Origin of the sequence: Pseudomonas sp. HPB0071, assembly GCF_000478505.2 — a bacterium.
GTDB lineage: Bacteria > Pseudomonadota > Gammaproteobacteria > Pseudomonadales > Pseudomonadaceae > Chryseomonas > Chryseomonas luteola.
This window is the reverse complement of sequence record NZ_KI517367.1, coordinates 2,584,015-2,598,270: the sequence shown is the minus strand read 5'-3', so window position 1 is coordinate 2,598,270 and position 14,256 is coordinate 2,584,015. Positions and strand designations below refer to the sequence as shown.

At 59.2% G+C, this 14,256-nt stretch carries 13 protein-coding genes; 7 read left to right on the top strand and 6 right to left on the bottom strand.

What is annotated here, in order from left to right; translation table 11 throughout:
• The first annotated feature begins 123 nt into the window (after positions 1-123).
• From HMPREF1487_RS12240 to HMPREF1487_RS12220, 5 genes are all read left to right on the top strand, one after another.
• Positions 124-1,386, top strand: coding sequence for a cation:proton antiporter (locus tag HMPREF1487_RS12240; protein WP_010796964.1), 1,263 nt, complete (start codon positions 124-126; stop codon positions 1,384-1,386).
• A gap of 174 nt (positions 1,387-1,560) precedes the next feature.
• Positions 1,561-2,196, top strand: coding sequence for a 4Fe-4S dicluster domain-containing protein (locus HMPREF1487_RS12235; RefSeq protein ID WP_010796963.1), 636 nt, complete (start codon positions 1,561-1,563; stop codon positions 2,194-2,196).
• 10 nt (positions 2,197-2,206) lie between these two features.
• Positions 2,207-3,862: an FAD-binding protein gene (locus HMPREF1487_RS12230; protein ID WP_010796962.1), complete on the top strand. Its 1,656-nt coding sequence runs from the start codon at positions 2,207-2,209 to the stop codon at positions 3,860-3,862.
• Between the two features lie 11 nt (positions 3,863-3,873).
• Positions 3,874-5,118: a complex I 51 kDa subunit family protein gene (locus HMPREF1487_RS12225; protein WP_010796961.1), complete on the top strand. Its 1,245-nt coding sequence runs from the start codon at positions 3,874-3,876 to the stop codon at positions 5,116-5,118.
• Between the two features lie 169 nt (positions 5,119-5,287).
• Positions 5,288-6,823 (top strand): acetyl-CoA hydrolase/transferase family protein, encoded by a 1,536-nt coding sequence (locus HMPREF1487_RS12220; RefSeq protein WP_010796960.1) that lies wholly within the window; start codon positions 5,288-5,290, stop codon positions 6,821-6,823.
• 156 nt (positions 6,824-6,979) lie between these two features.
• Here the strand turns inward: HMPREF1487_RS12220 and HMPREF1487_RS12215 are convergent, their stop codons facing one another.
• From HMPREF1487_RS12215 to HMPREF1487_RS12190, 6 genes are all read right to left on the bottom strand, one after another.
• On the bottom strand, positions 6,980-7,393 hold the full coding sequence (locus HMPREF1487_RS12215; RefSeq protein WP_010796959.1) for a Rho termination factor N-terminal domain-containing protein: 414 nt from the start codon (positions 7,391-7,393) through the stop codon (positions 6,980-6,982).
• A 22-nt stretch (positions 7,394-7,415) separates the two neighbouring features.
• Positions 7,416-7,661 (bottom strand): YgdI/YgdR family lipoprotein, encoded by a 246-nt coding sequence (locus tag HMPREF1487_RS12210; RefSeq protein WP_010796958.1) that lies wholly within the window; start codon positions 7,659-7,661, stop codon positions 7,416-7,418.
• Positions 7,658-7,894 carry a hypothetical protein gene (locus HMPREF1487_RS12205; RefSeq protein ID WP_010796957.1) on the bottom strand — a complete coding sequence of 79 codons (237 nt, stop codon included), beginning with the start codon at positions 7,892-7,894 and terminating at the stop codon, positions 7,658-7,660. Before HMPREF1487_RS12205 ends, HMPREF1487_RS12210 begins: the two co-directional genes overlap by 4 nt.
• A 119-nt stretch (positions 7,895-8,013) precedes the next feature.
• Positions 8,014-10,074 carry an AsmA family protein gene (locus tag HMPREF1487_RS12200; protein WP_010796956.1) on the bottom strand — a complete coding sequence of 687 codons (2,061 nt, stop codon included), beginning with the start codon at positions 10,072-10,074 and terminating at the stop codon, positions 8,014-8,016.
• A 94-nt stretch (positions 10,075-10,168) separates the two neighbouring features.
• Positions 10,169-10,915: an SDR family oxidoreductase gene (locus tag HMPREF1487_RS12195; protein WP_010796954.1), complete on the bottom strand. Its 747-nt coding sequence runs from the start codon at positions 10,913-10,915 to the stop codon at positions 10,169-10,171.
• 86 nt (positions 10,916-11,001) lie between these two features.
• Positions 11,002-11,715 carry a GntR family transcriptional regulator gene (locus HMPREF1487_RS12190; RefSeq protein WP_010796953.1) on the bottom strand — a complete coding sequence of 238 codons (714 nt, stop codon included), beginning with the start codon at positions 11,713-11,715 and terminating at the stop codon, positions 11,002-11,004.
• Between the two features lie 227 nt (positions 11,716-11,942).
• Here HMPREF1487_RS12190 and HMPREF1487_RS12185 point away from each other — a divergent pair, with 227 nt between their 5' ends.
• Positions 11,943-13,004, top strand: a complete 1,062-nt coding sequence (locus tag HMPREF1487_RS12185; RefSeq protein WP_010796952.1) for an aromatic ring-hydroxylating dioxygenase subunit alpha — start codon at positions 11,943-11,945, stop codon at positions 13,002-13,004.
• Between the two features lie 81 nt (positions 13,005-13,085).
• Entirely contained in the window at positions 13,086-14,036 is a 951-nt protein-coding gene (locus HMPREF1487_RS12180) for a PDR/VanB family oxidoreductase (RefSeq protein ID WP_037030731.1), read from the top strand.
• The last annotated feature ends 220 nt before the right edge of the window (positions 14,037-14,256 follow it).

The window sequence follows — 14,256 nt, the reverse complement described above, 5'->3', positions numbered from 1 at the left end:
CTTCTGTCCGCAGCCGTTGCCCTAAAAAACTGTAACTTTCCGCGTCTATAGGTGTTCTTAATGAGAATTACCTAATGGCCATCATGGCCTCTACTTTCTATCGCTGTACTGAAAGGATGTTCAATGCTTGAACTCGCCGCTGCCTTTATCTGTTTTACTGCGCTGCTCACTTATGTGAACTACCGGTTCGTCGGTCTGCCGCCCACGATCGGCGTCATGGTGATTGCACTGGTGTTCAGTGTGCTGCTGCAAATTGCGTCGGCGCTGGGGTTTCCCATGCTGGAGGAAACCATTGAACAGCTGATCCAGAGAATCGACTTCAACGAACTATTGATGAACTGGATGTTGTCATTCCTGTTGTTTGCCGGTGCCTTGCACGTCAATGTTCAGGATCTTCGCAGCTACCGCTGGCCGATCGGCCTTCTGGCTACCCTGGGCGTTCTCGTTTCTACCGCCCTGATCGGCGGAACGGCCTATTACGTCTTTCCCTTGCTGGGCTGGCATGTAGACCTGGTGTATTGCCTGCTGTTTGGCGCGCTGATTTCTCCAACCGACCCGATTGCCGTTCTTGGAATCCTGCGTTCAGCCAAGGCGCCAAAGTCATTGGAAATCACCATCGTGGGTGAGTCCCTGTTCAATGACGGCGTTGCCGTTGTGGTGTTTACCGTGCTGCTCGGCATTCTCGCCTCCGGCGAGACACCCTCCGCCGGGCACGCCGTCATGCTGTTTGTCGAGGAAGCCTTGGGCGGCATCCTGTTCGGCTCGGTGATCGGCTATGTCACCTACCGGATGCTCAAAAGCATCGATCAGTACCAGATCGAGGTACTCCTGACGCTTGCGCTGGTTATTGGCGGCGCTGCCGTGGCTCCCCACCTGCATGTATCCGGTCCGATTGCGATGGTCGTGGCCGGCCTGTTCATCGGCAATCGTGGCCGTGAAAAAGCGATGTCCGATACCACACGCCGCTATGTGGACGGCTTCTGGGAGCTGATCGACGAGATCCTCAACGCCATGCTGTTCGTGCTCATCGGCATGGAGCTCTTGCTACTGCCTGTGACAGGACTGCACCTGGCCGCCGCTGTGGCCTTTACCCTGGCCATCCTGCTTATCCGCTGGATTAGCGTGACACCGGTCGTGATGCTGACGCCGCACTGGCGACACATGGCCAAGGGCACCATGGGCATTCTGACCTGGGGCGCACTGCGGGGTGGGATTTCAGTGGCGCTGGCCCTGTCGCTACCGGCAGGGCCGGAACGGGACCTGATCCTGACCATCACCTATATACTGGTGTTGTTCTCCATCCTCATGCAGGGCCTGACCATCGGTCGCGTCGTACGTCGCGTGACAGGTAACGCTCCCTCGGAGCCTGATCAGCACGGGCACTAAGCGTCACCGGTGCTACGGCCGTCCTGACCGTAGCACCGCCCGGGTGGCCTTTCGTCGGTCACCCAGCCATTCCTCCGCCTATTGAGCCAGGTCAGTATGCACTGACGGCTACCTGTCTATCCTTGCGCTGATCAAGGCGTACTCCGCGCCCGCACTGACTGTCAGGGAGGTGTTATGACAGACCTCAGCGCCCGCGTGACCATCAACGGCCACAGTATTGAGACTTCAACCAGCCGCTCGCTTCTAGAGGCGGTGATCGACTCTGGACAGCCGCTCACCGATGGTGTCGGCTGCATGGGACAAGGTGTATGCGGCTCCTGCCGCGTGCTGCTGCGCCGCAAGGATTCGCGTGAAGTCACGACGGCCCTGGCTTGTGAAACCGCCGTGGAGGACGGCATGCAGGTCAGCTTTCTGGATCACCTGCCGATGAACCGCCATCACACCTACACCACCAACGACTGGGACGATACCTGGAACCTGCTGGATCGCATCAACAGCGCCTTTCCCGAAGCCAGCCACTGTCGGCACTGCGGCGGATGCGACCGTGCCTGTCCCAAGCATCTTGAAGTCCAGAAAGGCGTAAACCTGGCCGCGTCGGGCGATTTGAGCGCAGCCAAGGTGTTCGATGAATGCATCATGTGCAACCTCTGCACCATTGCCTGCCCGGAACACATCTCGCCCAACCACCTGGGGCTGTACATTCGCCGGATGACGGCATCCGTGATGTTGCGTCCTTCCGACCTGCTGCTGCGACTACGTCAGATCGACTTGGGCGTCATGCCGGTCGATCCAAACGTCGAGCTCACCTGAGGATTTGGCCATGAGCGGAATTGCCTACGAACTTGCCCTGGCGAACCTGAGCCGGTGCGACGGCATGGCGCCCCCGGCAGTGGACAAAACACCATTGTTGCAACGCTATCACCCGGATTACCAGGAGGGTACTCGTACTCGCCTGAGCATCGGGGCCAACCGCGGTGATGAATGCCCCTCCCGGCTGGCCGCCCTACTGCAGAGCAATGCGCAGATCAGTGATGCCGATCTGGCAGGTGCACCGGTCATCAATACCGAAGTACTGGTCATCGGAGGCGGCGGTGCGGGCTGTGCGGCCGCGCTGACAGCCGCCGAACAGGGGCGACGCGTCATCCTGGCGACCAAGCTACGCCTGGGTGACAGCAATACCGTCATGGCGGAAGGCGGGATCCAGGCCGCTGTCGGTGAAGAGGACAGCCTGCAGCGTCACTTCGAGGACACCCTGCGCGCCGGCCACCTGTGTGCAGACCGTACGCTGGTGGCTCGCCTGGCAGAGTCGGGACCTGATTGCATTCGTTGGCTGATTAGCCGCGGCATGCTGTTCGACCTGGCCGAAGGCAGCCCAGTGGGTGGCAAACTCTTACGCAAGAAACCCGGCGGTGCAACATGCGCCCGCATCCTTTCCTACCGCGACTATACCGGCCTTGAGCTGATGCGCGTCCTGCGTGAGGCCGTGGAGCTGGATGACCGTATCTCGCTGTGGAATCGCTGCCCGCTGGTGGAGCTGCTCTCCGACGAGAGCGGCCAGTGCGTAGGAGCCGTGCTGTACAACCTCGACTGGCATGGGTTCATTCTGGTACGCGCCAGCCGGGTAATCCTGGCGACAGGCGGCGCGGGACGGCTGCACCTGAACGACTTCCCAACATCCAACCACTACGGTGCAACCGCAGACGGACTGGTGCTCGCGTATCGGATGGGTGCTCGACTGCGGGAGCTGGATTCGTTCCAGTACCACCCGACCGGCCTGGCCTGGCCTTCGCACCTGGTTGGCGGCTTGATTTCCGAGGCGGCACGCTCTGCTGGCGCCTGGCTGATCAATGGTGAAGGCAGGCGCTTTGTTGATGAGCTGCAACCACGCGATGTAGTGGCCGCTGCCATTCTCAAGGAGTGCGCAGAGGGCCGTGGGGTGGAGCGTGACGGTAATCTGGGCGTCTTCCTGGATACCCCCGGTCTTGAGCGCAGGCGTCCGGGCATCCTGGAAGAGCGACTGGTCAGTCTGGGGCATCTGGCCCATCGCTGCGGAATCGATCCCAAGATCGAGCCCATGATGGTACGGCCTACCCTGCACTACCAGAACGGCGGTGTGGAAATCGACGAACACGGCGCGACAGCCATACCCGGCCTGTATTGCGCAGGCGAAATCAGCGGTGGCATCCACGGCCGTAACCGCATGATGGGCAATGCCTTGCTGGAAATCATCGCGTTCGGCCGCCGGGCGGGGCAGCATGCAGGCGCGACAGCCAGTCCGAAACCCGCCCCCAAGGTAGGTCTGTATCACCTGTACGACTGGCAGCGGCAAATCACATTGGCAGGGCTGCCCACCCATGTCTGCGGCCCCTGTCTGTTTCCTGATTACGGCAATTTCGATCTGCGCCGCGACGTGGCCCTGCGTGCCAGCGCACCCGGTGCCGTTCAGGCCATGCTGGCCGGCATGACGCCGTCCTGAGGAGTACCGTCATGAGTTTCACACCTGTTCTGCTCTCACCCTCAGCCCAGGTCGGAGCCAATCTGCAAGCCTGGTTTGCTCAGGGCGGCGGCCAGGGATTACGTCAGGCACTGGCCGCGCCACACGCCATCATCCCCCTTCTGGAAGAAGCCGGCCTAAAGGGTATGGGAGGTGCCGGCTTTCCTACCCATCGCAAATGGGCACCTGCGGCTGCGCAACCGTCATACCTGGATAAATACGTCGTCTGCAACGGCAATGAAGATGAGCCCGGCACCTTCAAGGATCGCGTACTGCTGGAAAAATCCCCGCATCAAGTTATCGAAGGTGCACTGATTGCCGCCACGGCCATTGGGGCCAACCATGTACTGCTCTATGTGAACCCCCATCAGCACGCGTCCGTCGTGTCATTGAGACAGGCCGTACAGCAATGGCAGACAGAGCCGCTCTTTCAGGAGCTGGCAGCTCTGCAGGGTCGACCAATTGACCTGCGCGTAGTGGAAAGCTCGGGGCTGTACATTGGGGGCGAAGAAACAGCCGTTATTGCCACCCTCGACGGAGGCTTTCCCTTCCCCCATCGCAAGCCGCCTTACCCGGCCGAGTGCGGGGTGGATAACAAGCCTACCCTTATCAACAACACCGAGACGCTGGCCAACGTCTCGCATATCCTGCGGCACGGTGCAGACTGGTATCGCCATCTGGGTATGGGCAGCGCTGCAGGTACCAAGCTCTACTCGCTTTCCGGCGATGTGCTCAAGCCGGGGCTGTACGAACTGCCGATGGGTACGTCGCTGCGCGCGCTCATTTTCGAGCACGGCGGCGGCATGCTGCAGGGCCGCGCCTTCAAGGCCGTCTTTACCGGCGGTCCATCTAATACACTGTTAACCGAACAGCACCTTGATGTAGCGCTGGATTTCGATTCTGTGAAAGCACGCGGATCCAGCCTGGGGACCGGGGCCATGATTGTGATCTCCGAAGGCACCAGCATCGTACGCAAGGTGGCCGAGTATGTGGACTTCTTTGCTGCAGGGTCCTGCGGGCAATGTCCACCTTGTAAAACAGGCACTTATCAGCTGTCTCGCCTGCTACGACGGATCGATACCGGTGGCGGTCTGCACAGTGATCTGCGTGCCCTGGAAAGCTTGTGCGAGTTACTGCCCGGCAGCGGGCGCTGCGGCTTGATCGACGGCGCAGTAACAGTCGTGCGTAGCTCACTAATGCAGTTCAGAGAAGATTATCAGCGGCAACTGATCGACTAATCTGCGACAATTGGCCGCTCTAGCGCGCTTATCAATGGGGCAGAATACGACCTATTGATTAGGGCGCTAACGTTAGTTTTGGTCTACGGTGCCCGCAGCTCCGCCCCGTCATGACAATGATAAGACTGGAAAGCGGGCATGCTTCTATCCTTGCTGTGAGGTTCCACTGATGAGTGATCGCATCCGCCACCCCGCGTTCGCTGCCCTACGCATGTCTGCCGAGCAGGCAGCTCGCCATATTCGCCATGGCATGACCGTTGGCATGAGCGGTTTTACCGGCGCAGGTTACCCCAAGGCCGTTCCTGGTGCCCTGGCCCAGCACATTACCGAAGTCCATGGCCGAGGCGAGCCGTTTCGTATTCGTGTCCTGACGGGCGCATCCACTGCACCTGAACTGGACGGTGCGCTGGCCCGCGTCGACGGTATCGAGTTGCGTGTACCGTTCCAGTCCGACCCCGAGCTGCGCAGCCGCATCAATGCCGGCCAGCTGGATTACATGGATATTCATCTGGGGCAACTGGCCGAAAAGGTTCGCTACGGCTTTTTCGGCAAGGTTGACATTGCCGTGGTGGAGGTAACCGCCATTCGTGAAGACGGCAGCCTGGTGCCCTCCTCCTCGGTCGGCAACAACAAGACCTGGCTGGACATGGCCGATGCCGTGATTCTGGAGGTGAACCGCTGGCAGCCGGATGCGCTCGACGGTATGCACGACATCTTCTATGACACCGCCTTGCCGCCCAACCGTACTCCTATCCCACTGACCCATCCGGGTGAGCGTGTAGGTGAGCCTTATTTGCAGGTGCCGTTGGAGAAAGTAGTGGCCGTGGTCGAGACCGACGCGCCAGACCGCAACAGCCCGTTCAAGGCACCGGATGCTGCCTCCAAGGCCATTGCCGAGCATATGATCGATTTCCTGCGCTTCGAAGTGCGTCAGGGTCGTATTCCGGCCAACCTGCTACCGATCCAGTCCGGGGTCGGCAACATCGCCAATGCCTTCATGCAGGGGCTGGGCGAAAGCGAGTTCGCGGGCTTGACCGCTTTTACCGAAGTGATCCAGGACGGCATGCTTGAACTCCTGATCAGCGGCAAGATGGACCTGGCTGCTGCTACCTCGTTCTCCCTGAGCCCGGCCGGTATCGAGCGTTTCCTCGAACACTCGGAGATGCTGCGCAAGAAAATCATCCTGCGCCAGCAAGGCGTGAGCAACCACCCCGAGCTGGTGCGTCGCCTGGGCTGTATCGCACTCAACGGAATGATCGAGGCCGACATTTACGGCAACGTGAACTCCACGCACCTCATGGGCACACAGATGATGAACGGCATCGGTGGCTCAGGCGACTTTGCCCGTAATGCCTACCTGTCAGTCTTTATGGCGCCGAGCACGGCAAAAAATGGCCTGATCTCCACGATTGTGCCGATGGTGAGTCACGTCGATCACACCGAGCACGATGTCAGTGTCATCGTGACCGATCAGGGTCTGGCTGACCTGCGCATGCTCAGTCCTAAGCAGCGTGCCAAGGTCATCCTGGAAAAATGCGTTCACCCCAGCTACCGCGACATGCTGGCGGACTACATCGATCGGGCCAACAGTGGTAGCTACGGCAAACATACGCCTCACCTGTTGCCGGAAGCCCTCTCCTGGCATGAACGCTATCTGGTGACGGGTAGCATGTTCCGTCCGGAAGCCAATCAGGCACAGGATTGATTCTGCCCTGACGAAAAAGCCCCAGCGTCTATTAGGCGCTGGGGCTTTTTTATACGCTCAAGGTGGGGCAGGGTCACCTAATGCGCCAGCTGCGCCCGCACAGACCACATACCCACGGTATGCAGAAGAGGTCTGTGTAACTCGAAATCGGGTTGGTCAGCTCAGGGCCTTGATCAACTCGTCTTTCTTCATGCGCGAGCGACCGGTAACGCCTTGCTCTGCGGCTTTCTTCATTAGTTCATCACGTGTCATGTCACTCAGCGATGTACTGCCGCGACGTCCGCGCGTCGACGCGCTACGACTGGGTGAGCGTCCTGAATTCGGCGAATGCCCATGCTTGGTTGCGACCGCACGGCGAGCAGAGTCCTTACGATCGGCGCGCTTGGCCGTCTCGCTTTTCTGTTTGCCGGAGCCACTCTTGTTGCCGCCACCAGACTGTTTGTTGACGGTAGCCCAGGCACGCGCCTCCGCCTGGTCTTCCGACATGCCCTTGGCTTCGTAGCTTTCCTCGATGTGCTCGGCCTTGCGCTTTTGTTTATCGCTGTAGGTTGACTTGTCGCCGCGTGGCATAGGTGCCTCCTGTTCAGACGGATCAGTCTTCGGCTTTGATCGTTGCTACGTCATCAGCCCGGACGCGAATCTGGCGGCCGGAAACGTCTTTGAATTCATAGAAACCATCGGCAGTTTTAGTGTTGGGTTTGTCCTGGGTGATGTACTCGGTACCATCCTGCAGGGTCACAACCGTGGCGGTGGAACAACCGCCCAAAACAACAGCACTCAGCAGCAGTAATACACCCGCAAAACCCTGTGTCAGGTTTTCCCTGAATGCGCGAATCATTGCGCTACTCCATCATCCAGTCGGTGGATCGAAACATCACTGATGCCCACGATAGGCAAGCCCGGTTCGAGATCGAACAGCAGATACTGTGCATCGTTGACGGCAATCAGATGCTTGACGGCCAGCTCACGAACCACATCGGTGACCGGTACGTTCAGGTCGGCAATGCGGTCGGTGTGGGGCTCGCCCAGCAATTTGTAGTGAATTTCATACTCCTGGCCCATATCGCTCATGGCTTCGGTCTCCCTGAGTGAGATACACCTGTTTTGAGAGGTATAACCCTTCACTTGTTCTGTCACGCCCGCTGAACGGTCGCTTCGTTGCGGCCTGACAGATAAACGGTAAAGCCTGATTAGTTCCCTCTTCTCATCTGCTGAAGCAGAGCTTTGCACTGGTTGTCCTGACTGTTATTGCTCGGGGCCACAAGTGCCAGCAGGCCCGCAGCCGGGGCGGCAAATGTGGCAAGCAGTGCGGCAGCGGCGCCCCGTGCAGCCAAGGGCAAGGGTTTGACGCCTGGCGAAGGATTCTTCAATGTTCCCCGCACATACAAAGGCGAGCGGAGCGAGAAGATGCGATAGCCCTTGCTGTGCGGCTCAATGGACAGGTCAATCTGCTCGTTGGCAAAGTTGACGGTGCCGTCGATGTTGATCAAAGCGTTTTCCGTATCGAATACGAAGATACGCGTCTTCATCAGTCCATTCGTGACCTGCAGATCCGACGCAGCGCAATTGATCGCCACCTCATCGTCACCAAACAGGCGGCTGACCAGATAGTTGCCCACATTGAGGCCAGCGATTTCCATCAGACTACGACTGATGGAGCCATCATTCATCAGCACCTTGAGTTCACCATTGCTGCTGCCCAGCAGTGCTGCGACCGAGTTACCCGTTCCCGTCAGGGTGGCATCACCGTTGAGTTCGCCAAAGCTGTCACGCATGGCTTCAACCGTAGGGAACAGCTGCTTGAGTTTGACGCCCCGTATGTGCAGATCCATCCGGGCGGGCATGGGGCTCTTGTCTCCTTCCAGGCGAACCGTGCTATTCAGCGCACCGCCTGCGGCGCCAAAGCGCAGTGGATCGATGAGCAGGACGCCATCGGTCAGCTTCAGATGCAGATACAGATCAGACAGCGGCAATGAGGCATTCTGAACGATGCGCTGGCCGGTAAACTTCACGTCGGCATCCATGGCGCGCCACCGTTCGGTACGAAACTCGGAGACAGGTAGCGCCTTTTCCGCAGGCTGCTTGTTCTCTTCACCGCGGGCCTGCTTCTGCTCGGCAGAGTCGGCGCCGATAAGAGGCGCCAGATCAGCAAAAAGCAGCTGATTTGAGGTCAGTTCGCCGGTCAGTTTTGGCCGTGGCTTGCCCCCTGTATATTGCAGATCTCCATGAAGATCGCTCTGCCCTACCTTTCCAGAAAAGTCCTCGTATTGGAAACGTGGCCCGGCCGGGTCGTTGAGGACAACGGTAAGGTGTCCATCAGTCGAGTACGGCGCCGTTTCCGGGAGCGTTACGCCCGTCAGGCGATAGAGCTGCCCCAGGCTCTGCCCGGACAGCTTGAGCCGCAGATCCAGAGCCCCCAGCTTGAGCGGTTCGGTCAGCGTTCCGAAGACATTCAGGTGCGTGGCGCCCGCGCGGACATCGGCCTGAATGGGAAAGGGTGCGTCCGGATCATGCAATGCCAGCAGCCCACCGATCTTGCCGCTGCCCTCCACGGGTTGTTCTTTGTACCGGCCCTTTACGGTCCAGCCAAATTGCAGTGCCTGGGTCTGCTTGACATTGGCCCGCTGCCGCTGAGTCCCGGCCTGCCCAACGATGTCGGCATAGGCAATTGGCGCATCCAGTGAGGTGATGGTGGTTTTGACATGGGCCTGAACGATGTCATCGTCATAGGCAACGCGGCCGGCGTCAAAGCCAATGGTGCCGATGTCCACGGTCCAGGCTGAGGATGCTTCGTTTGGGTCCTTTTCCTGTTTGTCGCCCTGGTCGAAGGTCCAGGTATTACGGCCATCCGCCAGGCGTTGCAAGTTGGCTTCCGGCTTGGTCACGTCGATACGTGGGATATAGACCTGCTTGCTCAAAAGCGCCAGAGGCGAGATCCGCAACTGTACCCGGTCCAGGTGCACGAAGCGTGGGTTGCTTGCCCAGGAAGGATTGCCGATCTCGATGTTTTCCGCCGAGATGTGCGGCCACGGGACCCAGGCCCGCCAGCCGCCCTGATCCGTTTCGCGGCGCCAGTCCACACCCAGATTGCCGTTGATGGCGAACGAACGGTTGAGTGCGGCTGACGCCTTGTCATTGAGGGTAGGCTTGAGCCGGTTCCAGTCGAACGTCGAGACGAAGACGATCATCACGACGATTAACGCCACCAGGATGCCTAGCGTCCAGACAATGATTTTCCGGGTCCGTGTCACGCCTTTTCTCCGTTTCGCCAGCCATCAGAAGGTCACGGCGTTATGCCATGTACCTACTACGTCAACGACGAACGGCAGTGGTTCAACCGCTCGCTCAGCGACCTCCAGAAATGTCGAGTATCGCACCGCTGGCATAAGAGGCCTCATCCGACAGCAACCAGATGATTCCGGCGGCAATCTCTTGCGGCTCACCTGACCGGCCCATGGGCGTCGTGACACCAAGCCGCAAACCGCGGTCAGGATCGCCGCCACTGGCATGAATCTCGGTCAGGGTCAGACCAGGACGTACCGCGTTGACGCGCACGCCCTGCGGTCCCAGCTCTTTGGAAAGCCCTAGCGTCATGGTGTCGATTGCGCCTTTGGACGCAGCATAATCGACGTATTCATTGGGTGAACCCAGCCGCGCGGCAACCGAAGACACATTTACGATCACCCCGCCTCGGCCGCCTCGCTCGGTAGACATGCGCCGTGCAGCCTCACGCGCGCACAGGAAGGCGCCCAGGATATTCACCTCAAACATGCGCCGCATACGGTCGATGGGCATATCGGCGAGCTGCAGGGACTGCCCCGTGATACCGGCATTGTTGACCAGCCCGTCCAGCCCGCCAAACTTGTGCTGAATGGTATCGAACATGGCCAGAACGTTTGCCTCGACGGACACATCGCCACGAATGGCAATCGCCTCGCCACCAGCCTGCTCTACCAGCGCCACACATTCATTAGCCGCCGTCTCGTCAGCCGTGTAGTTCACACCCACACGCCAGCCGCGTGCACCGGCCAGTCGCGCTGCTTCACGACCAATACCCCGGCTGGCGCCGGTAATCAGAATAATCTTACTCATGGAGGCCTCTCTTGTTCGGAAAGTCCGTTCAGCTTAGGCAGGAATTGATGAGGGTGCGAGCGGGCAGGCGGATAGGACAGGTGCTGTTACATATCGCGAATGACCTTGAGCCCCTCGTGATCGATGTGCGGGGAGCCAAACAGATCGGCATAGCGCATCGTCGCATTAGCATGTTCACGCATCAGAGCTTCTGCACGCGCGCCCTGTCTGTTTACCAGGGCATCGACGATGGCATGGTGCTGCATGTGCGCAAAGTTGAAGCGCCGATATTCTCGGGCCATGTCGTTGCGATCTACTGCCAGCGAGCTGACCGAGGCAAACGGCAAGTGATCGTTACGCGCCAAGGCATGACTGATCGCAGGATTACCGCTGGCCTCAATAATGACCTGATGAAAGCGCCGGTTGAAATCATGGTAAACCTCCATGTCTTCCTCGGTGACATAACCTTTGGCAAACAGGACATCTCCCGTGGCAAGGCACTGCTGCAAGGCTTCCTGAGTCGTTGGATCCAAACCGCGTTCTGCCGCCTGTCGCGCCGCCAGCCCCTCCAATACACCCCGGACTTCCACCGCACCTGCAATCTCTTCGCCAGTCACCGTCCGCACGGTATAACCACGGCCTTCGTTCTTGGACAGCAATCCTTCCTGCTCCAGCGTCCGAAAGGCCATACGCACCGGCATGCGCGAAACTCCCAGCCGCTCGGCGGTAGGAATTTCCACCAGCCGCTCACCGGCCGGTAATTCACCGGACACGATCATTTTCCGTAATGTGACCAACACCCGTTGTCCTGGCTTGCTCATGAGGTCCTCTCGGCGCTGTAATCAATTCATCTTAGCGCAGGCAGCTTCCGGCTGGGCACGACACCTGCGGCAGCTATCGTCAGGGAGCAACCCGGCGCTCGTCGAACCCAATGGCCGTTAATCGCACCAAAAATGGATCCAATAGTGACTTATAGATTGACTCAGGATCTGTATAGCGCAAAGTATTGGATCCAATAAAAACAAAACAGCCCTGCGAGGAGCCCACCATGTTCCCGAAAAATACGTGGTATGTAGCCTGTACGCCTGACGAGATCGCCGATAAACCGCTCGGCCGTCAGATTTGTGGTGAAAAGATCGTTTTCTACCGTGGTCCGGAAGGCAAGGTCGCGGCCCTGGAGGATTTCTGCCCTCACCGTGGCGCCCCCCTCTCGCTGGGCTTTGTACGTGACGGCGCCCTTGTATGCGGCTATCACGGCCTAGAGATGGGCTGCGATGGCAAGACCGTTGCCATGCCAGGCCAGCGCGTTCGTGGTTTCCCCTGTATCCGTCAGTATCCGGTCGAAGAGCGCTACGGCTTCATCTGGGTCTGGACCGGCGAGGCCGAAAAAGCCGATCCTGCCCTGATTCATCATCTGGAATGGGCCGACAACCCCGAGTGGGCATATGGCGGCGGCCTGTATCACATCAACTGTGACTATCGCCTGATGATCGACAACCTCATGGACCTGACCCATGAGACCTATGTCCATGCCAGCAGCATCGGGCAGAAGGAGATCGACGAAGCCGCACCCATCACGAAAGTGGAAGGCGATACCGTCATCACCAGCCGCCATATGGAAAACATCATGGCCCCGCCCTTCTGGCGCATGGCCTTGCGCGGCAACAACCTGGCGGATGACGTCCCCGTGGATCGCTGGCAGATCTGCCGCTTCACGCCACCAAGCCATGTTCTGATTGAAGTGGGTGTGGCCCATGCCGGGCATGGCGGTTACGAGGCCGATCCCAAATACAAGGCCTCCAGCATTGTGGTCGATTTCATTACACCGGAGACCGAGACCTCTATCTGGTACTTCTGGGGCATGGCGCGCAATTTCAGACCTGAAGACGAGGCGCTGACGGCGACCATCCGTGAAGGCCAGGGCAAGATCTTCTCCGAAGACCTGGAAATGCTGGAACGTCAGCAACAGAACCTGCTGGCCTATCCCGAACGGCAACTGCTAAAGCTGAACATCGACGCGGGCGGCGTACAGTCGCGCCGGATTCTGGATCGCCTCATCGAAAGCGAGCGTAGCGCAGCTGCCCCGCTGGGCATGATTGCTACCGCCTGATGCCCCTGGCGCCTCCTTCGTACAGAGGCGCCTGCTATTGAGGTGGCTTGCATGGCAGGCCACTCAGCCGAGGACTTTATCGTGATCGACGTTCTGATCGTTTCGAAGAAAACCGAAGCCACGGACATCTGCAGCCTCGAGCTGGCCAGTGTCGATGGCTCACCCTTGCCGGAATTCAGTGCCGGCTCGCATATCGATGTGCACTTGCCGGATGGCATCGTTCGGCAATATTCGCTCTGCAACCCGCCAAGCGAGCGCCATCGCTATCAGATTGCCGTTCTCAAGGACCCCGCCTCCCGTGGCGGCTCGCTCGGTGTTCATCAGCTCAAGGAAGGTACACACCTCACTATCAGCGAGCCGCGCAATCTGTTTCCCCTGGCACATGGCGCCAAACGCAGCCTGCTGTTTGCTGGCGGTATCGGCGTGACGCCCATTCTGTGCATGGCCGAGCGTCTGTCGAATATGGCCGCAGACTTCGAGATGCATTACTGCACCCGCTCCGCCGATCGCACGGCATTCGTCGAGCGAATCAGCACCTCACCGTTTGCCGGTCAGGTACATTTTCACCATGACGATGGCCCCGCGCAGCAGAAGCTGGACGCCACTCAAGTGCTGGGCCAGCCGGAGCCGGATGTACACGTGTACGTGTGCGGCCCGACAGGCTTCATGGAGTACGTTCTCAGCACAGCCAAAGCCAACGGTTGGCCGGAGGAGCAACTGCATCGTGAATATTTTGCGGCAGCACCCACCGATACCTCCAACGATGGCAGCTTCGACCTCAGGATTGCCAGCACCGGACAGACCCTGCATGTTCCCGCTGAACGTACCGCACTCGACGTTCTGCTGGAGGCAGGGTTCGACATTCCGATGTCCTGTGAGCAAGGTATCTGCGGCACCTGTCTGACCCGCGTGCTGGACGGTACGCCAGAGCACCGGGACATGTTCATGACAGAGGATGAACAGGCTGCGAACGATCAATTCACGCCCTGTTGCTCACGCGCCAAGAGCGCTGTGCTGGTCCTGGATATCTGATAGGCCTGATGGAAGCCCGTCAGGTCATCAGATCGCCATCAAAAGCTGTTCGTTAAGCGGCCACTCTTCTACGTCGAGAGGGCCGCGGTGTCGTATAAGTACTGCATCCGGTCTGCCTCGAATATCGCGATCAAGGCTTGAACGCTTCGAGCAGACTTCCAGCACTACAACAATAACAAGAGGCACCCCCATGCTCATGACACCGCTATCTCTGCTCTGT